The organism is Micromonospora yasonensis (assembly GCF_026013475.1).
In the GTDB taxonomy this organism is placed as follows: Bacteria; Actinomycetota; Actinomycetes; order Mycobacteriales; family Micromonosporaceae; genus Micromonospora; species Micromonospora yasonensis.
In genome coordinates, this window is record NZ_JAPDPH010000139.1 from 1 (window position 1) to 18916 (window position 18916).

Genomic DNA, 18916 nt, shown 5'->3' on the forward strand with positions numbered 1-18916 from the left:
CGCCGGCGGGGTGTACGGCGGTGGGGTGGTCGCTCCTGCCGCCTGGGCACCCGGGGTGCGGCTGGGCAGCGGCGGCCGGGCCGCGGCGACCGGCTGCGGCGGCTCGTCGCCGAACTGGGGCCGGGCGAAGATCGTCGTCTCGTCCTCGCCGTGCGAGCGGAACCAGACGGCCTCCATCTCCCGGAAGATCGGGACCTCCGCCGGCGGTTCCGGCCGGGACACCGCGGGAGCCGCCGGCGGGGCCGCCGCGGCCGGCTGGTACGCCGTCGCGGGCTGGTAGGCCGCCGCGGGCTGGTATGCCGGCGGGGTCGGATCGACCGGGGCGGCCTCCCGGCCCGGGCTCCGCTTCGGCAGCGGGTCCAGTGCGGGGTACGCGTGGGTCGGTGTGCCCACCGGGTAGCCGGCACCCGAGGCCGGGATCGCCGGCGCGGGCGGCGCGGGCGCCACCGGGGCGGTGGTCGGCACGGTGGGCAGGTTCGGCAGCGCGCCGGTCGCCCCGCCCACCTGCACGGCCGGGCCGGTCTCCCGCGCGTCGGCAGTCTGCCAGCGGGCGGGCGGCGGGGGCGTGCTGCGCCACTGGTCGGTCAGCGTCGCCGTGCCGCCCCGCCCCGCGCCGGCCAGCGCGTCGGCGGCCGAGGAGCCGAGCTGGGCCACCGGGGACTGCTCGACGGCGAGCGGCTGGCGCGACCGGGTCAGTGGGGCCTGGCCCCGGTTGGCCGGGAGCACCACCGCGGAGTTGGGCAGGGTCACCTGGGCGACGGTGCCGCCCTCGACGTTGCGCCGCAGCTCCACCCGGATGCCGTAGCGGGAGGCGAGCCGGCTCACCACGGCGAGACCCATCAGCCGGAACGCGGCCACGTCCACCGTGGGTGGGGCGGCCAGCCGCCGGTTGAGCGAGTCGAGCTGCTCGTCGCTCAGCCCCAGGCCCCGGTCCTCGACCTGGATCAGCACGTAGTCCCGGATCCGCCGGCCGTCGGCCACCACGGTGGTGTTCGGCGGCGAGAACCGGGTGGCGTTGTCCAGCAGCTCGGCGACCAGCCGGACCACGTCGTTCACGGCGTGCGCGGCGACCGAGATGTCGGTGTCGACGGTGCCGAACTCGATCCGGTTGTAGAGCTCGACCTCGGACTGGGCGGCGCGCAGCACGTCGACCAGGAGCGCGTCCTCGCGGCGCGGCACGGCCGAGTCGGCGCCGGCCAGCACCAGCAGGTTCTCGTCGTTGCGGCGCATCCGGGTGGCCAGGTGGTCCAGCTCGAAGAGCTGGGCGAGGCGCTTCGGGTCCTCCTCGCCGCGCTCGATCGCGTCCAGCTCGCCGATCATCCGGTCGACCAGGCTCTGCGAGCGCCGGGCCAGGTTGAGGAACATCGCCGAGACGCTGGTACGCAGCGCGGCCTGCTCGGCCGCCACCCGGACCGCCTCCCGGTGGACCACGTTGAAGGCCGCGGCCACCTGGCCGACCTCGTCGCGGTTGGGCAGCTTGATCGGGTCCCGGACCTGCTGGACGATCTCGTCCACGCCGCCGTCGCCGATGGCGTTGACGTTCTGCAGCCGGCTCACCGCGTCCGGCAGGTCGTGGTTCGCCACCGCCAGCGCGCCCTCGCGCAGCCGGCGCAGCGACTCGTTGAGCGAGCGGGCCAGCACCACGGCCAGGGTCACGGCGATGAGCAGGGTGAGCAGGACGAGCAGGCTCTCCACGACGGCCTGCCGGATGACGTCCGCGCGGACGCTGTCGGCCTCGGCCAGCAGCCGGTTCTGGAGCTGGACCTCGGCCCACCGCATCAGGTCGTTGACCGCGCCGAAAGCGGCGGCGGCCTCGTCCCGGGTGACCAGCGGCTCCTGACCGACCGAGCGGGACAGGTCGTTGGCGACCCGGTCGGCGAGCTGCACCGCGTCGCCGGAGACCGTGCCGTCCACCAGGGACCGCTGCACGGGCTCGGCGGCGCGGGAGAAAGAGAGCAGTGACTCCTGCTGGGCGGTGAGGGTGGCGACGAAGGAGGAGAACTGCTCCTCGTCCAGCCGACCGGCGGCCAGCGCGGTGAAGGCGACCGCCTGCTCCTCGGCGACCTCTGCCTTGGCGTGCGAGAAGGCGGCCACCGCGCGCCGGGCGTCGGCGATGCTCTCCGCGCCGGGCTGCTGGGCGAGCGTGTCGCCGTACGCGACGAGGTCGCTGACGATGATGCCGTAGCGCAGGCTCGCCTCGGCGACCGGCATCTGCTGCCGGTCCAGCACCTCCTGGCGGGTGCCGTTCAGCGTGGCCAGGTGGTCCTCGATGGCCTTCAGCCGGTTCCGGACCGAGGCAGGCACGTCACCGAGCCGCCGCCGCTCCTCCCGGTAGGCGGCGATCCGCTCGTCGGTACGCCGTACCCGCAGGTTGTAGTCGTCCGGCTTCTGGTTGGGCACGGCCAGGTAGGCGGCCGCCGCCATCCGCTCATTGTGCAGGTCCTGGGCGAGCGCCGAGACGTCGATGGACAGCGCGGTCAGCGAGTGGATCCGGCTCGCCTCGTAGGCGCCCTCACCGACCGAGACCAGCCGGACCGCCGCCAGTGCGATGACCGCGGCGACCGGGACCACCAGGATGAGGGCGAGCTTGGACCGGATCCGCGCGTCACGCAGCCGAGGCAGTCGCCGCCGACGCTTCCGCTGGTCGGCACCTTGACTCTCGGGCAGGGTCGTAGGTCCGGTGCTCACGACATCGCCTCCGTCGATTCTTCCACGCCTGACCCGCCGACCCGTGCCTGGTGTGGCGGCCAGCGCCGCGCGCGGCACGGCCGCGATTTCATCAGAAGAGATCCTGTTTGGGAAGCCGCAGTGAGACAGGAAACCGTCGGCGGCGACTCAACCCGTGCAGCGGTCAACTAATACCTTCATTTTCCCAGGCCCCTGAACAGGGCATGTAACTCCAGAGTGGTCAGACGAATCTGCGCAGTAATTGCCGGTTAACGTTCCGCGTCCCCAACATGTGGGACGGGCGTCTCGAAACGACTGCCGACATCCGCGCTTGACCACACGGCTCGGCATTGGCAAGGTTTTGCAGGCTTCGCGCACACCGTACGGCACACCAATCCCGTTCCTCTACTGAGGACGGATGAGCGGCGGTGGTCGGGGTACTCCCGCGCCGCACCTGGAGGACTGAGTTGAGCCCCATCCGCTCCGCGAGCATCGCGGCGCTTGTATCGGCCGTACTGGCCACCACGCTCACCGGCTGCCAGTTCGGCGGGGAGCAGCAGGACACCAGCCCCATCGTGATCGCCGCGGACCTCGAACTCTCCGGTGCCTCCGCGCCGATCGGCAAGGTGTATCAACGGGCACTGGACCTGAAGGTCGAGCAGCTGAACTCGTCCGGCGCACTCGGCGGCCGGAAGATCGAACTCAAGGTGAAGGACAACCGCTCCGACGCCGCGGAATCGTTGCGCAACATCAACGATTTCAGTGGTGACTCGCGGGTCAGCGCCATCATCATGGGCGGCTGCAACGACTGCGCGAACCGCGCGGCCGGGACCATCGGCGCGAAGCGCATTCCGACGGTCGCGCTCGCCTCCGGCGCGATCACCGAGCCGGTCGACGAACGACGGTACGTCTTCAAGCTGGCCCCGAACGCGGCCGACAGCGCGGCGGCCCTCACCACCGAACTGAAGCGGCGCCGGCTCGACAAGGTGGCCGTGCTGTACAGCGCCCCCGGCTACGGCGAGGAGGGGCTGACCGCGCTGACCAAGGAGCTCCAAAAGGCCGGGCTCAAGCTCGCCAAGTCGGCGGCGGTGCGCACCATCGACACCGACGTCAGCAGCCAGGTGGCCGCGCTGGTCGACAAGAAGCCCGACGCGCTGATCGTCTGGACGCCGCCGGAGCAGGCGGCGCTCGCCACGGTCAACGCCCAGCAGAACCGCTTCGCCGGATCGCTCTTCTTCGACGCCTCGGCGGCCGGTGATCTCTTCCTCGGCGCCTCGTCCCGCGCCACCGAGCAGGCCACCCTGATCTTCACCCAGACCATGGTCATCGACGACGTCATCGCCACCACCCCGGCCAAGGCGGCCCGGCGGCAGTGGTTCCAGGACTACACCGCCCGCTACGGCGGCTACAACGGGTTCTCCTCGTTCGCCGCCGACGCGGTGCAGCTCATCGCGGACGCCGAACTGCGGGCCGGCGGCAAGCCGGGCACGGTGGACCGCGAGGCGCTGCGCGACATCCTGGAGACCTCGCAGCTCGACGGGCTCACCGGGCCGATCCGGATGACGCCGGACAACCACTCGGGGTTGATGCCGCAGGCGTTGACGACGTTGGTCGCGCGCGGTGGCCGCTGGCGTTTGGCTGGCTAGTTTCGCTGTGGGGTGTTGGCCCCGGCACAACCGGCTCCGGGCGGTCAGGCTTGATCCCTCCGCCGGTTGCGCCGGGGCCAACACCTCGGTGGGCGCCCGCCGTCCGTCCCTTTCTGTGGACCTCGTGTGTCCACGGTCGATGGACGGTCCACTGTCGACCTGATCACGTGGGCGAGGTGGTCACCTCGCGGTGGTTACCTCGCCGTGGTTACCTCGCGGAGGTGGTGGCTCTTACCCAGGGGAGGGCCAGGCGTTCCACGAGGGTGAGGGCGGAGTAGAGCAGGATGCTCATGAACGCGACCAGGACGATGGCCGCCCAGGCCGTGGCGGTGTCGCCGGCGCCGTTGTACTGGAGGATCTGGTAGCCCAGGCCGGCCTTGTCGGAGTAGAACTCGCCGATCACCGCGCCGATCGTGGCCAGTGGCATGGCCACCTTCAGCCCGACGAAGATCTGCGGCAGGGCGGCCGGGAGGCGCACCTTCCGGAACGACTGCCACCAGGACGCGTTCCACGAGCGGGCCAGCTCGGCCAGGTCGGCCGGCGTGGTGGTCAGCCCGGTCGCGGTGGAGAGCACGATCGGGAAGAAGCAGAGCAGGAACACCATGGTCAGGATGGGCTTCTGCCCCCAGCCCACCGCGACCACCAGCAGCGGGCCGAACGCGATCTTCGGCACCGCGTTCACGGCCACCAGCAGCGGCGCGAACATCCGCTCCACCCGGTTCGAGGCGGCCAGCGCCATCCCGATCAGCACCCCGGCGGCCGTGGAGAGCAGGAAGCCGAGCAGGGTCATCCAGACGGTGATGCCCAGGGCCGGCAGCAGCACGTGCGCGCTCTCGGTCAGGCCGTGCCACACCGCCTGCGGGGGCGGCAGCGCCGCCGGGTGCACCAGGTGCAGCCCGGAGGTGACCAACCACCAGGCTGCCACCGCGATCACCAGCCCGAGCGCCGGCATGGCCGCCGCCGACGGGCGTACGCCGAACCGGCTCGGGGTGGTCGCGGCCGGCGTTACCGGGTCCGCCGTGGGGGTGGCTGTCAACTGCGCCAAGGTGTCCTCCTCTCTCGGCCGGCCGTCCGGCCGGCACGCGAAGGGGGTGCGCCCCACCGGAACCCCGGCGGGTACGCACCCCCGTATCCCGAGCCGACCGGTCAGGCCTTCGGCGCGAGGTTGAAGTCGATGATCTGGTCGGGGGTGATGTTCTGCTTCAGCGCGCCCGCGCCCTGGAGCAGGGCGATGCTCTTGGCGACCCGGCCCTGGTCCAGGGTGCCCAGCGCGGTGCCGGAGTTGCTGGACCGGACGTACGCGGCCATCAGCTGGAGCTCGGCGGCGGCGGCCTGCGGGTTCGCGGCGGCCACGTTCTTCTTCAGGATCTGGCCGGCCTCCTCCGGGTGGGCCAGCGCGTACTCCAGGCCCTTGAGCAGAGCCGCGGTGAAGCGCTTGACCATGTCCGGCTTCTCCTTGGCGATCCTCGTGGAGGTGATCAGCGCGTTGCCGTAGAGGTCGGTCATCACGTTGCTGTAGGGCAGCACGACCGGCTTCTTCTTGGCCACCGCCTCGACGGTCGGCTGGCCCACCACGAACTGACCGATGCCGTCGACCGCGCCGGTACCCAGCATGCCGATCAGGCCCGCTGCCTCACCGTTGACCCAGGTGACCTTGCTGGCGTCGATGCCGGCCAGCCGGGCGTACGTCGGGAAGAGTTTGCGCACGACGGAGAACGGGGTGTCGGCGATCTTCTTGCCCTCGAGGTCCTTCGGGGTGGCGATGTTCTTGCCCTCGACCGAGACGATGGCGGCCATGGTGCGCTGCTGGATCGCCGCCACCGCGACGAAGTCCTTGGCCTGGCCGTTGCCGAACTCGAGGATGCCGCCGGTCAGGTCGATCGGGCCGAAGTCGGCCTGGCCGCCGGTGACGAGCTTGATGACATCGCCGGAGCCCTGGCCCGGCTTGATGTCGACGTCGAAGCCGGCCTCCTTGAAGAAGCCCTTCTCCTTCGCCACCCAGGCGTACGAGTCGCGGCCGAAGTTGCCGAAAGAGGTGAGGTAGGTCACCTTCTCCAGGGCCGCACCACCGGCGGCCTTGGGCTCCCCGGACTTGTCCGAGTCGCTGCTGCAACCCGAGACCAGGGCGAGGGCGGTGGCCAGCGCGGCGGCGGCGACCGTACGGGTCAGCCTTCTCATCAGTGCACCATGTCCTTTCCGACCAGGCCATGTTCGCCTGGACGGGTCGTGGGTCCGACGGTGCCGGCAGGAGGGGGCAGCCGGCAGGATCGTCGTGAGGGGACTCTTCGCGCGCAACAGCGTACGAGAAGCTCAGCGCGACCACGCCGGGGCGTACGGTTGCGGAACGGAAACGAAGTTGCCGGGCGGAAAGTTGAATGCCGTCCACCCCGGACGGTGCTACAAGGATCGCTTCCGGCTACGCTGGCCCGGCTCGCGTTCAACACGTGGAAGGGGCCGGCGGCGAGATGATCCGACTGTCCGGGGTGTCCCGCACCTTCGACGGCCGCTCCGGCCGGGTGGAGGCGCTGCGCGGCATCGACCTCGAGGTGGCCGAGGGCGAGTTCGTCGCCGTGCTGGGCCGGTCCGGCTGCGGCAAGTCGACGCTGCTGCGCATGATCGCCGGGCTGCTCCCCTTAAGTGCGGGCGAGATCACGGTGGCCGGTGCGCCGATCACGAAGCCGCGCCGGGACATCGCCATGCTGTTCCAACGGCCCGCGCTGCTGCCCTGGCGCTCGGTGCTGGACAACGTCCTGCTCCCGGTCGAGATCTTCGGCTGGAGCCGGGCCAAGCACCGCGACCGGGCCCGCGCGCTGTTGGAGATGGCCGGCCTGGGCGGCTTCGAGAAGCGCCTGCCGCACGAGCTCTCCGGCGGCATGCAGCAGCGGGTCTCGCTCTGCCGGTCGCTGATCGGGGAGCCGCGGGTGATGCTCATGGACGAGCCCTTCTCGGCGCTCGACGCGCTCACCCGGGAGGAACTCTCCGGCGAGCTCCAGCGGGTGCACATGGAGACCAGGGCGACCATCGTCTTCGTCACCCACTCGATCGACGAGGCGGTGCTGCTCGCCGACCGGGTCGTCGTGCTCAGCCCGCGTCCCGGCCGGATCCGCGAGGTCGTCGAGGTCAAGGTGCCCCGACCGCGCACGCTGGGCCGCCACGCGCACCTCGCCGAGGTGGCCCGGATCAGCGCCGAGCTGCACGAACTGCTGATGGAGCGGGACGCCCCGGCCGTACCCGTGCCGGCCGGGCCGGCCGGGCCGGCCGAGCCGGCCGCGCCGGCCGCGCCCGCGGAGCAGCCGGCGGCGACCGGCGCGGGAGGACAGTGAGCATGCGGGTTTCCGTTTTCACGGAGCCGCACCGTGGGGCCAGCTACGACGATCAGCTCCGGTTCGCCCGGCGGGTCGAGGAGACCGGCTTCGAGGGCTTCTTCCGGGCCGACCACTACCGGGCGATGGGTGACGAGCCCGGCCTGCCCGGGCCCACCGACGCCTGGCTGACGCTGGCCGCCCTGGCCCGCGAGACCTCCCGGATCCGGCTCGGCACCCTGGTCACCTCGGCCACCTTCCGGCCGCCCGGCCCGCTGGCCGTGATGGTGGCCCAGGTCGACCAGATGAGCGGCGGCCGGGTCGAGCTGGGCATCGGCGCCGGCTGGTACGAGCGGGAGCACACCGCGTACGGCATCCCGTTCCCCGGGGTCGCCGAGCGCTTCGACCGGCTGGCCGAGCAGCTCGAGGTGGTCACCGGGCTGTGGGGCACCCCGCCCGGCGAGACGTACAGCTTCAAGGGCGAGCACTACCAGCTCGTGGACGCGCCCGCGCTGCCCAAGCCGGTGCAGCGGCCCGGCCCGCCGGTGATCGTCGGCGGGCGCGGCCCCAAGCGGACCCCCGAGCTGGCCGCCCGGTACGCCGACGAGTTCAACATGCCGTTCAAGACCGTCGCCGAGACCGCCACCGCCTACCGACGGATACGCGAGGCGTGCGACCGGTCCGGGCGGGCCGGATCGGGGCGGGCCCCGCTGGTGCTCTCCGCCGGCATCGTGGTCGCGATCGGTCGCACCGACGCCGAGGCGCAGCGCCGGGCCGCCCCGCTGCACGCCAAGAGCGCCCTGCCACCGGAGGACCCGGTGGTCGGCTCCCCCGCCCAACTCGTCGACCGGCTCGGCGAGTTCGCCGCGATCGGCACCACCCGGGCGCACCTGCGTCTGATCGACTTCCACGACCTCGACCACCTGGAGCTCATCGCCGCCGAGGTGCTCCCCCAACTGGACGGAACCCGATGACCGACCTCTCCGCCGATTTGGAACTCGGCCCGGTGGGCCAGGAAATCGTCTACGAGAACGACCGGGTGCGGGTCTGGCACATCCGGCTGGAGCCGGGTGAGCGGCAGCCGCTGCACCGGCACGACCACCCGTACCTGGTGGTGGCGATCCAGGGCGCCAAGAACGTGGTGCAGACGATCGACGGCACGAAGATCGACGCCGATGAACCGACCGGCGGGGTGGTCTACCGCGACCCGGGTGCCGTGCACATGCTGACCAACGTCGGGGACACCACCTACCTGGCCCGCCTGGTCGAGCTGAAGTAGACACGCCGAACGCCGCTGGTCGGCGTAAGGAGTGGCAAGTGGCGATCGACGGCACCTGGCCGTAACGTGCCCGACATGGCCTATCGGACGTGGGGCAAACTGCTGCTCGCGGCGCTCGGGGTGAGCGTGCTGGCCGGGGCCGGCCAGCTCGGCATCGCGTACGGCTTCGGCGTCGTACGCCTCGACGGCGACTCGGTCAACCGGTGGCCGGCCCAGCTCGCCTGGGTCGGCTGGTTCGCGGCGGTCGCCGCGGTGGCCGGTGCCGTGCTCACCGAACGCCTCGCCCGCCGGGACGGGTTCCCGGGTGGCACCACCGAACAGCTCTCCGTCGCCGGCGCCGCCGCGCTGGGCGCGACCGTCGTCGCACCACTCTGCATGCAGCCGGCCCGCGCCGCCGAACTCGGTGGCACCGTCGACCCGGTCTGGGCAGTCGGCATCTGCGCCATCCTCGGCGCGGTGGTCGGGGCGGGCGCCTCGATCGCCGTCCTGCTCAAGCCGCCCTTCGGCTGGAACGTCGTGCTCACCGCTGCGGCGGTCTGGCTGCTCGCGCTGCTGTCCGTCGCGCCGGCCGTGGCCTCGGCCGGGCCGCTGCACACCGTACGCCTGGGCGTCCTCGAACCGTCCTGGCTGGACGCCGGGGCGGCCCAGGGGCTGGCCATGCTGATCCTGCCGATCCTGGCGCTGCTCGCCGGCGCGGCGGTCGGCGCGCTGGCCCGCCGCCGGGGTCACCTGCCGCTGGTCGGCGGGGCCGCCGGGGTGGCCGGGCCGGTGCTGCTGGCCTTCGCGTACCTGAGCGCGGGCCCCGGTGACGCGGCCGACCGGTACCAGCTCGCGCCCTACTACGGCGCGCTGATCGCGGTCGCCGCCGGCGCGCTCGGCTCCACCGCCGCCACGCTGGTGCCGCGCCCGGCCAGCGAACCCGCGTCCGACGCGATCGAGCCCACCGACATCCTTCAACCCCTGCCGCCGTCGCCCGAGATCCCCGCCACCCCGGCCGCCGAGACCTCGGCCCTCGTCACCCCGGCAAGCCGCGAGGGTACGGACCACGAGGCGGCCAGGATCGCCGGCGAGCGGGCGGGCGGCCCCACCCGGCCCGCCGGGCGCACCCCCGCCCACTGGGACTGGCCGGTGCCCGCCGGGATCACCCCGGCGCCGGTGCCGGCCGGTCGGGCACACCGGGACGAGGTCGCCGCCGGCCCGGACCGTCGCCGCGCGGACACCGTCGCCTCAGCCGAGCCCGCGCCGGCGGGCCTGGCCGGCGACCAGGGACCGGACGGTCCGACCCGGACCGGCCCGGCCGGCGACTCCGGCCGGAACGAGCCCGCCCCGCCCGGTTCGAGCGGCGACCCGGGCACCGGCCAGCCTGCGCCCGCCCACCTGGTCGGCGACCCCGACCGGAACGAGCCCGCGCCGGCCGGATCGAGCGGCGACCCCGACCGGGACGAGCCCGCGCCGCCTGGGTCGAGCGGCGACGCGGGCGCCGACGAGCCACCGGCCGCCGGGCGGGACGCCGAGGACCCGATCCGGGCCCTCCCGATGCCGGGGGTGCTGCCGCCCGGGCGGCGGACCGCCGCGATCGACGTACTGGCCGCCGGTCGTCCGGTCGGACCGCCGGCTGGCCACGCCCCGGAGGCACCGACCGTCGCCGCGGAGCACCTCGCGGACCCGTCGCCCGCCGAGCGACCGGAGCCGGCGGCCGCCCTGCCCGCCGCGTCGACACCGGCCCCGCAGGCAGAGTCGACGCCGGCCACCGCCGCGCCAGAGCCGGCCCCGGCGGGGTCGTTGGCCCCGCAGGCAGCGCCGGCGTCGGCCACCGCTACGCCGGAGCCGGCCCCGGCGGAGTCGTCCGGGTCGTCCGGGTCGCGCGCGGCAAAGGAGGTGGCCGGCGGCCCGACCGAGGCCCCGGCCGTACCCCGGTCCCGCCGGCAGCGGTCGGCCTCGGCCGCGACCCGCGCCACGAGCGTCGCCGGCGCGGCCCCGGCCGAGGCGCCATCGCCCACCAAACCGGAGGCGGCAGACCCGGCGCGGCCGGAGACGCCGGCCGCCGGCAGCCCGCCCGCCGACGTCCCGGTCACCGGGGCGGCGTCCGCCGAGGCCCCGGCCGAGGCGGCCCCGGCGCCGGCCGAACCGCGCCCGGCCGGCCGGTCCAAGCGACCGCGCAAGGGGCGGACCAGCCCGGCCGCGGCACCGGCCGGGGCCGCCGGGGCCGCCGTGGCCCCGGAGCCGGCCGATTCCGCCGACCCGCCGCCGCCCGTCGAGCCGCCGGCAGCACCCGCGCCGGTCGCCGGGACACCCGACTCGCCGGCCGAGGACGCGTCGGACGCCACCGACGGTCGGTCGGACGAGCGGCGCTTCTTCATCGATCCGGAACCGGTCGAGGCCGACCTCCGCGACCCGGTCGACGTCCCGGCGTCGCCCCGCCCCCGCTTCCCGATCTTCGAGGACGTGTCGGACGCGCCGGGCAGCGTCCGACCCGCCTGGCCGATCGCGCCCGCCGCGAACCGGCCGGTCGGCCCGCGCGGCGGCGCACCGGAGGACGTCGACCCGGACGGCCGCACGGACAACGCTGCCGCCGACACCGGGCCGGCCCGGGTCGAGCCCGCGCCGCGCCCCCGCCACCGCGCCCTGCCGGACCTGGACCGGGGCGCCGCCTGGGATGCCTTCGTCACCGCGCGGCAGACGAGCCCCACCACCCCGGACTTCCCGCAGTCCACGCCGGACGGACGGCATGCCGCCCTCGCCGGGTCGCCGCCGACCGCCGACGGCCAGCCCACCGGGGAGCCCGCAACCACCTCGACGGACGCGGCCGGGGAGCCCGGCGACGGGCAGGCGAAGCAACGGCGGGGCCTGTTCCGGCGCAATCGGGCCAAGACGGTCGAGGCGACGGAGGCCGACCGCGAGGCCGAGTCGCTGGCGCAGGACGAGGAGTACGTCGACTGGGTCGCCGGCCTCGCCTCGGACGACGCCGACGACGCCGGTACCCTGCGCACCGGCCGCCACCACCGCGACTGACCTCCGGGGCGGGCCGGCGGTGCGACCGGCCCGCCCCGGACGGGGGCTCACGCCAGGGGCAGGTAGACCCGCGCCCCGGCGGAGCGGAACTCCTCGGACTTGTCCCGCATTCCCCGCGCGGCGTAGTCCGCCAACTCCTGCGTGATCTTCATGGAGCAGAACTTCGGCCCGCACATCGAGCAGAAGTGGGCGGTCTTCGCCGGTTCGGCCGGCAGCGTCGCGTCGTGGTACGACCGCGCGGTTTCCGGGTCCAGTGAGAGGTTGAACTGGTCCTCCCAGCGGAACTCGAAGCGCGCCTTGGAGAGCGCGTCGTCCCACGCCTGCGCCCCGGGATGCCCCTTGGCCAGGTCCGCCGCGTGCGCCGCGATCTTGTACGCGATCACGCCCGCCTTGACGTCGTCCCGGTCGGGCAGCCCGAGGTGCTCCTTCGGGGTGACGTAGCAGAGCATCGCGGTGCCGAACATACCGATCATCGCGGCGCCGATCGCCGAGGTGATGTGGTCGTACGCGGGTGCGATGTCCGTGGTCAGCGGCCCCAGCGTGTAGAACGGGGCCTCGTGGCACCACTCCTGCTGGCGGTCCACGTTCTCCTTGATCTTGTGCATCGGCACGTGGCCCGGGCCCTCGATCATCACTTGGACGTCGTACTCCCAGGCGATCCTCGTCAGCTCGCCGAGGGTCCTCAGCTCGGCGAACTGCGCCTCGTCGTTGGCGTCCGCGATGGCACCCGGCCGCAGCCCGTCGCCGAGCGAGAACGTCACGTCGTACTTCGCGAGCAGCGAACACAGCTCCCGGAAGTGGGTGTACAGGAAGTTCTCCTCGTGGTGCGCCAGGCACCAGGCCGCCATGATCGAGCCGCCTCGGGAGACAATCCCGGTGACCCGGTCCACCGCCAGCGGCACGTACGGCAGCAGCACCCCGGCGTGCACGGTCATGTAGTCGACGCCCTGCTCGGCCTGCTCGACGACGGTCTCCCGGAACACCTCCCAGCTCAGCTTCACCGGGTCACCGCCGACCTTCTCCAGGGCCTGGTAGATCGGCACCGTGCCGATCGGCACCGGCGAGTTCCGCACGATCGCCTCGCGGGTCTCGTGGATCCGCTTCCCCGTCGACAGGTCCATCACGGTGTCCGCGCCCCACCGGGTCGCCCAGGTCAGCTTCTCCACCTCCTCGGCGATCGAAGAGGTGATCGCCGAGGTACCGATGTTGGCGTTCACCTTCACCAGGAACGCCCTGCCGATGATCGCCGGCTCGCACTCCGGGTGGTTGACGTTGAGCGGCAGCACCGCCCGCCCGGCCGCGATCTCGTCCCGGACGAACTCCGGCGCGACACCCTCCCGGATCGCCACGAACTCCATCTCCGGGGTGACCACCCCGGCCCGCGCGTACGCGAGTTGCGTCGGGCGTTGCCCGGCCATGCCCGCCAGCGGCGTGCCCGCTCCCCGCACCGGCGCCACGTCACCACGCGCGGCGATCCAGGCCCCGCGCAGCGGCGGCAACCCGACCTCCGGGTCGGAGCCGGGGCCGGAGGTGTCGTAGAGGCGGAGCGGCGGGTTGTCCCCGGTCAGCTCCACCTCGGCGAACGGCACCCGGAGGTCCGGCCGCGACCCCTCCACGTAGACCTTGCGTCGTGCCTGCATGACAGCCTCCCTGATGGTCAACACGACCAGCCGAAGTGGTCGAGTGGGCCGCGTCCCGCGCCCAGCTCCCAGTGCCGCCCGCCGGTCAGCGCGCGGGTCACGTACTCCTTGGCGGCGGTGACGGCGGCCGGGACCGGGTCGCCGGCCGCCAGCCGGACGGCGATGGCCGCCGAGAACGCGCAGCCGGTGCCGTGGTGGTGCCGGGTCGCCACCCGGGGCGCCCGCAGCAGCCTGGTCGTCCCGCCGCCGACCAGCACGTCCACCGACTCGCCGTCGGCGTCCACGTCGCCGCCGGTCACCACCACGTACGCCGGGCCGCCGGCGACGAGGGCCTCGGCCGCCGCGACCATCTCCTCGACCGTGGCCACCCGGCGTCCGCTGAGGGCCGCGGCCTCCGCGCAGTTCGGCGTCGCCACCTCGGCGTACGGGAGCAGCCGCTCGACCGCCTCCACCACGCCGAGCCGGTGTCCACTGGTGGCGACCAGGACCGGGTCGACGACCAGCCGGGGCAGCCGGCCCGCCCGCGCCACCTCGGCCACCGCGTCGGCGACCGCCGGGGTGCCCAGCATGCCGGTCTTGACCGCGCGTACCGCGAAGTCGCCGAGCACGCTGTCGAGCTGGTCGCGGACGGTCTGCGGGGGCAGCGGCAGGACGGCGTCCACACCCCGGGTGTTCTGCGCGGTGACGGCGGTGATCACGCTGGTGCCGTACGCGCCGAGGGCGGCGAAGACCTTGAGGTCGGCCTGGATGCCGGCACCCGCGCCGGAGTCCGACCCGGCAATGGTGAGGATGGTTCGCGGCGTCACCTGTTTCCCCCGTTGCTCCTGGAGGGCACCTCCGTCGGGGCGTGCCAGCTTTGCGGCACGGGGGTGACCGCCTCATGGAAAGCTGCGGCCAGCGTGGCGGCTGCCTCAGCTGGGTTCTCGGCGCGCATGACGGCGCCGAGCACGGCCACTCCGACGGCTCCTGCCTCGACGCAGGCCCGCACCTGTTCCGGCGTCTCGATGCCGCCCAGTGCCACGGTCGGCACCCGGCTGACCCGCGCCAGCGCGGCTAGGCCGCCCGGGTGCAGGGGTGGACCGTAGCCGGGTTTTGTTCTGGTGGGGTAGACGGGCGAGAGGGTGGCGTAGTCCTCGGTAGTGAGGCGAGCCAGCTCGGTGGCATCGTGGCAGGAGCGGCCGACCAGCGCGCCCCGGGGCGGCGGGTACGGGCCGGCGGAGGACAGGTGGACGGCGTCCCCGTCGAGCGGGTCGGGACCGGCGACGATCAGGGTGCCGCCCGCCTCGGCGAGGATCGCCCGCAGCTCGGCGGCGAGGGCGGCCCGCTCGGCGCGGGGCAGGTCCTTCTCCCGCAGCATCACCCAGCGAGCTCCCCCGCCCACGGCCGCTGCGATCACCTCGACCAGCGGCCCCGGCGCCACCCGCCGGTCCGTCAGCACCACGAGACCGGACGGCGCGACGCTCGACGAGATCTTGGGAGAATCCGGCCCCTCCAGGGGCCCTTTCCTACCAAGATCTCCTTTGGCCTGGTGGCCCGTGGCCACCCCGGACGGGGCGGTCACAGGTCCGGCCGCCCGTCGTCCGGGGTGGAGGCGAGGCCGTGGAAGCGGCGGGCGATCCGGCCCGCCCGGTACGCGAGCCGCCCGGCCGCCACCGCGTACCGCATTGCGGTGGCCATCGCCACCGGGTCCGCGGCCCGGGTGACCGCGCTGGCCAGCAGCACCGCGTCGCAGCCCAGTTCCATGGCGAGCGCCGCGTCCGAGGCGGTGCCGATGCCGGCGTCGAGGATCACCGGCAGGTCGACGCTCTGCCGGATCAGCCGGATGTGGTGCGGGTTGCCCACCCCGAGCCCGGAGCCGATCGGGGCACCGGCCGGCATCACCGCCGCGCACCCCACGTCGGCCAGCCGCCGGGCCAGCACCGGATCGTCCGAGGTGTACGGCAGCACGGTGAACCCGTCCGCGACCAGTTCCTCCGCCGCCCGCAGCAGCTCCACCCCGTCGGGCAGCAGGGTGCGCTCGTCCCCGATCACCTCCAGCTTCACCCAGTCGGTGTCGAACGCCTCCCGGGCCAGGTGGGCCACCTTCACCGCCTCCGACGCGGTGTGGCAGCCCGCCGTGTTCGGCAGCAGCCGTACGCCACAGCGGTCCAGCAGGTCGAGCAGCCCGCCGGTGGCGCCCGGGGCGGTGTCCACCCGGCGCAGCGCCACCGTGACCAGTTCGGTCCCGGAGGCCCGGACGGCCTGCTCCAGCACGTTCAGGTTGGCCGCGCCGCCGGTGCCGAGGATGAGCCGGGAGCCGAAGGAGACCCCGCCGATGTCGAGGGACATCCCGCTCACCCGCCCTGGGCGGCGCTGAGCACCTCGACCCGGTCGCCGTCTCGCAGCACCGTCGCCGGCCAGCCGGCGCGCGGCACCACCTCACCGTTGACCGCGACCGCGAGGCCGCGCCGCTGGTCGGTGACCGCACGGACGACGTCCGAGACGGTGGTCCCGCCGGGCAGGTCGCGGCCCGCGCCGTTGACGATCAGTTGCACGTCTCCTCCTCGATGGCGGATGCGGGGGCCGGCGCGCCGGTGTCGACGAACCGGTCGGGGGTGAAGGGGGCGAGCAGCGGGGCCGGCTCGCCGCTGACGATCAACTCGGTGACCAGCTCGGCGGTGACCGGGGTGAGCACGATGCCGTGCCGGTGGTGCCCGGTGGCGACGACCACGCCGGGCCGGCCGGGCAGCGCCCCGATGATCGGCGCGTTGTCCGGCGTACCGGGGCGCAGCCCGGCGGACGCCTCGACGAGGTCGTACTCGGCCAGTTCGGGAACCAGGTCCACGGCGGCGCGCAGCAGCCGGAGCACCGCGCCGGCGGTGACCTCGGTGTCGGCGCGTTCCTCGACGGTCGCCCCGACCACCACCTCGCCGCTGTCCCGGGGCACCAGGTAGACGGACTCGCCGTCCGCGTACCCCCGGATCACGTGCCGGAAGTCCGGCGCGCCGCGACCGGGCGCGCGGAGCCGCAGCACCTGGCCCTTGACCGGCCGGATCGGAAGTCCGGTGAGCGCCGCCGCGCCACAGCCGGCGGCGACCACGGTGACCCGGGCGTCCACCTCGGACAGCCCGCCCACCGCGCCGGGCCGCCACACCGCGCCGGCCCGTTCGGCCGCGATCCGCAGCGCGGCGACCAGCCGGCGCGGGTCGACCTGGTGGTCGCCGGGAGCGACCGCGCCACCGCGCACCCGGGGGGCCAACGCCGGTTCGCGGTCCCGCAGCTCCGAAGGGCGCAGCAGCGTGATCGGCAGTCCCAACCCCTGCTGGTACGCCCAGAGCCGGCACGCCTCGGCCAGGTCGTCGGCGGTCAGGCCGACCAGCAGCGTGCCGTCCGTGCGGTACCCGAACCCGGTGCCGGCGGCCTCGGCCAGGTCGGCGGCGAAGTCGGGCCAGCGGGCGGCGGACTCGGCGAGCAGCGCGGTCAGCTCACGCTCGCCGAAGTACGCCTCGGCGACCGGCGACAGCATGCCCGCGGCGACGTGCGATGCACCCGTCCCGGGTGCCGGATCGTGGATCGCCACGCGTAATCCCCGGGACGCACAGCGCCACGCGATCGCCAGTCCGACCGGTCCCGCCCCCACGATGGCGACGTCCGGTCGGGTCAGCACGTCAGGGCCTCGATCAGTTCGGCAGTCGTGCGTGCGGGATCGGGGCTGGCGGAAAGCGCCCCGACCACCGCCACCCCGTACGCCCCGGCGGCGCGCAGCGCCGGCACCGATGCGGCGGTCACCCCGCCGATCGCGATCACCGGCACGTCCACCGCGCCGGCGACCGCGCGTACCCCCTCCGGGCCGATCGGATCGGGCAGCCCGCTCTTGGTGGTGGTGGCGTAGCACGGACCGACGCCCAGGTAGCTGGCCCCGGCGGCGACCGCAGTGGTGGCGGCCACCGGTTCCCGGGCGGTGGCGCCGAGCACGGCGGTGGCGCCGAGCACCCGACGGGCGGCCGGCACCGGCAGGTCGGCCGAACCGACGTGGCCACCCGCCGCGTCCACCGCCAGCGCCACGTGCAGCCGGTCGTTGACCAGGCACGTCGCCCCGTACGGCCGGCACAGCTCGACCACCTGCCGGGCCAGCTCGTACGCCTCGCGGTCGCCGGTGTCGTCCGCCACCCGGACCTGGACGACCAGTTCGGCGCGGGCCACCGGCAGGGCGGCGCGCAGCACGGCCAGCGGGTCCCGCCCCGGCCGGGTGTCGGTGATCAGATGCAGTCGTCCCAGGGACGGCACGGCAACACTCCTCCCTGCGCCGGCATTACCCGGATCAGGTTCGACGGTCGGGGGCTTCCAGCCCCCCTCTCAGCCCGGTACGCACCGGGCTCCCGTGGGTCACTTGCGGCCTACCGTACGACGTTCCCCCGGATCCGCCAAGGGCGGGTGACACTTTTCCCACCCACCGTCGCGGGTGGAGGACCGGGACAGCGCGTGATCGTCCACTCACGCCACACTGTCCGGATGCCTGCAACCGCACGGGTCCCGCGTGGAACACCAAGGACGTCAAACCGCCCGTTGACCTCCATGGCGTTCCACTGACGCCGCACGGCGCAGCGAACCACCCACTGCCACACCAGCCGGCGATACCGGCGGCCTTGCCCGAGCAGCAGGCTGCCCCGGTGCCGCACGGAACGGCACCGGGGCAGCGGAAAGCACTGTCAGAGGATGGCGTCGAGGACTTCCAGGTCCTCGTCGGTGGGCTGCCAGGCGCCCGCCTCGGCGTTGGCGCGTACCTGCTCGGCGGTGGTGGCGCCGGCGATCACCGAGGCCACCGCGGGCCGGGCGGCGAGCCCGCCGATGGCCACCTGGAGCACGGTCAGTCCGCGCTCGGCCGCGTACGCCTCGATCGCCTCGATGGTGTCCCAGTTCGCCGCGGCCAGCCGCTGTGCGTAGCGGCCACCGCCGGCGAGCCGGCTGCCGGCCGGGGGCGCCTCGTTCCGCTTGTACTTGCCGGTGAGCAGGCCATTGGCCAGCGGGAAGAACGGCAGCATGCCCAGCCCGAACCGCTCGCAGGCCGGGATGACCTCCGCCTCAACTGACCGTTCCAGCAGGTTGTAGTGGTTCTGCGCGGAGATGAACCGGGTACGGCCCTGGGAGGACGCGGTCCAGTCGGCGTCGGCGATCTGCCAGCCGGCGAAGTTCGAGTTGCCCAGGTAACGGACCTTGCCGGCGCGGACCAGGTCGTCCAGGGCGGCGAGGGTCTCGTCGATCGGGGTCTCCGGGTCGGGCTCGTGCATCTGGTACAGGTCGATGTGGTCGGTGTCGAGCCGGCGCAGCGACGCCTCGACCGCGCGCGCGATGTACCGGCGGGCGCCCCCGGCGCGGCGGGTCGCGGGGGGG

16 protein-coding genes and 1 riboswitch are annotated in these 18916 nt (G+C 74.0%); of the genes, 5 read left to right on the forward strand and 11 right to left on the reverse strand.

The features are described 5' to 3' along the window. On the reverse strand, positions 1-2688 hold a 2688-nt coding region (locus ONA70_RS24250; protein WP_265008784.1), incomplete at its 3' end, for a sensor histidine kinase. Positions 2689-3134: 446 nt separating this feature from the next. Here ONA70_RS24250 and ONA70_RS24255 point away from each other — a divergent pair. Continuing rightward, complete coding sequence (locus ONA70_RS24255) at positions 3135-4313, forward strand: ABC transporter substrate-binding protein (protein ID WP_265008785.1); 1179 nt, start codon at positions 3135-3137, stop codon at positions 4311-4313. Positions 4314-4521: 208 nt separating this feature from the next. Here the strand turns inward: ONA70_RS24255 and ONA70_RS24260 are convergent, their stop codons facing one another. Together ONA70_RS24260 and ONA70_RS24265 are read right to left on the reverse strand one after the other, a co-directional pair. Next, positions 4522-5349: an ABC transporter permease gene (locus ONA70_RS24260; RefSeq protein WP_406601237.1), complete on the reverse strand. Its 828-nt coding sequence runs from the start codon at positions 5347-5349 to the stop codon at positions 4522-4524. A gap of 110 nt (positions 5350-5459) precedes the next feature. Continuing rightward, complete coding sequence (locus ONA70_RS24265) at positions 5460-6491, reverse strand: ABC transporter substrate-binding protein (protein ID WP_265008787.1); 1032 nt, start codon at positions 6489-6491, stop codon at positions 5460-5462. A 287-nt stretch (positions 6492-6778) separates the two neighbouring features. On the opposite strand from ONA70_RS24265, the gene ONA70_RS24270 reads away from it, so the two are divergent. The 4 genes from ONA70_RS24270 (at position 6779) to ONA70_RS24285 (ending at position 11906) form a co-directional block, all read left to right on the forward strand. Further along, positions 6779-7636, forward strand: coding sequence for an ABC transporter ATP-binding protein (locus tag ONA70_RS24270; RefSeq protein WP_265008788.1), 858 nt, complete (start codon positions 6779-6781; stop codon positions 7634-7636). A gap of 2 nt (positions 7637-7638) precedes the next feature. Then, positions 7639-8589 (forward strand): LLM class F420-dependent oxidoreductase, encoded by a 951-nt coding sequence (locus tag ONA70_RS24275; RefSeq protein WP_265008789.1) that lies wholly within the window; start codon positions 7639-7641, stop codon positions 8587-8589. After that, complete coding sequence (locus ONA70_RS24280; RefSeq protein ID WP_265008790.1) at positions 8586-8894, forward strand: cupin domain-containing protein; 309 nt, start codon at positions 8586-8588, stop codon at positions 8892-8894. Before ONA70_RS24275 ends, ONA70_RS24280 begins: the two co-directional genes overlap by 4 nt. A 75-nt stretch (positions 8895-8969) precedes the next feature. Continuing rightward, a complete protein-coding gene (locus ONA70_RS24285) occupies positions 8970-11906 on the forward strand; it encodes a hypothetical protein (protein WP_265008791.1) in 2937 nt (978 codons plus the stop codon). A 47-nt stretch (positions 11907-11953) separates the two neighbouring features. Here the strand turns inward: ONA70_RS24285 and thiC are convergent, their stop codons facing one another. From thiC to ONA70_RS24325, 8 genes are all read right to left on the reverse strand, one after another. Further along, positions 11954-13546: a phosphomethylpyrimidine synthase ThiC gene (gene thiC, locus ONA70_RS24290; RefSeq protein WP_265008792.1), complete on the reverse strand. Its 1593-nt coding sequence runs from the start codon at positions 13544-13546 to the stop codon at positions 11954-11956. Positions 13547-13563: 17 nt separating this feature from the next. After that, the gene (gene thiD, locus ONA70_RS24295; protein ID WP_265008793.1) at positions 13564-14352 is read right to left on the reverse strand and encodes a bifunctional hydroxymethylpyrimidine kinase/phosphomethylpyrimidine kinase; all 789 of its coding nucleotides are present in this window, start codon (positions 14350-14352) and stop codon (positions 13564-13566) included. Further along, positions 14349-15017 (reverse strand): thiamine phosphate synthase, encoded by a 669-nt coding sequence (locus ONA70_RS24300; RefSeq protein WP_265008799.1) that lies wholly within the window; start codon positions 15015-15017, stop codon positions 14349-14351. The genes thiD and ONA70_RS24300 overlap by 4 nt, the downstream gene beginning before the upstream one ends. Before the next feature lie 86 nt (positions 15018-15103). Then, entirely contained in the window at positions 15104-15874 is a 771-nt protein-coding gene (locus ONA70_RS24305; RefSeq protein WP_406601236.1) for a thiazole synthase, read from the reverse strand. A 5-nt stretch (positions 15875-15879) separates the two neighbouring features. Next, positions 15880-16080 carry a sulfur carrier protein ThiS gene (thiS, locus tag ONA70_RS24310; RefSeq protein ID WP_265008795.1) on the reverse strand — a complete coding sequence of 67 codons (201 nt, stop codon included), beginning with the start codon at positions 16078-16080 and terminating at the stop codon, positions 15880-15882. Next, on the reverse strand, positions 16071-17192 hold the full coding sequence (gene thiO / locus ONA70_RS24315) for a glycine oxidase ThiO (protein ID WP_265008796.1): 1122 nt from the start codon (positions 17190-17192) through the stop codon (positions 16071-16073). Before thiO ends, thiS begins: the two co-directional genes overlap by 10 nt. Further along, complete coding sequence (gene thiE / locus ONA70_RS24320) at positions 17186-17812, reverse strand: thiamine phosphate synthase (RefSeq protein ID WP_265008797.1); 627 nt, start codon at positions 17810-17812, stop codon at positions 17186-17188. Before thiE ends, thiO begins: the two co-directional genes overlap by 7 nt. Continuing rightward, positions 17807-17917, reverse strand: a riboswitch (TPP riboswitch). Its footprint overlaps the gene before it by 6 nt. A gap of 317 nt (positions 17918-18234) precedes the next feature. After that, positions 18235-18916, reverse strand: a 682-nt coding sequence (locus ONA70_RS24325; RefSeq protein WP_265008798.1) for an aldo/keto reductase, incomplete at its 5' end; no start/stop codon positions are given.

Bases quoted from the DNA above. Each gene is read 5' to 3' on its own strand.
- ONA70_RS24305 (WP_406601236.1), bottom strand. From the start codon at position 15,874: ATGTCCCTCGACATCGGCGGGGTCTCCTTCGGCTCCCGGCTCATCCTC.
- ONA70_RS24270 (WP_265008788.1), top strand. From the start codon at position 6,779: ATGATCCGACTGTCCGGGGTGTCCCGCACCTTCGACGGCCGCTCCGGC.
- ONA70_RS24265 (WP_265008787.1), bottom strand. From the start codon at position 6,491: ATGAGAAGGCTGACCCGTACGGTCGCCGCCGCCGCGCTGGCCACCGCC.
- thiC (WP_265008792.1), bottom strand. From the start codon at position 13,546: ATGCAGGCACGACGCAAGGTCTACGTGGAGGGGTCGCGGCCGGACCTC.
- ONA70_RS24285 (WP_265008791.1), top strand. From the start codon at position 8,970: ATGGCCTATCGGACGTGGGGCAAACTGCTGCTCGCGGCGCTCGGGGTG.
- ONA70_RS24275 (WP_265008789.1), top strand. From the start codon at position 7,639: ATGCGGGTTTCCGTTTTCACGGAGCCGCACCGTGGGGCCAGCTACGAC.
- ONA70_RS24280 (WP_265008790.1), top strand. From the start codon at position 8,586: ATGACCGACCTCTCCGCCGATTTGGAACTCGGCCCGGTGGGCCAGGAA.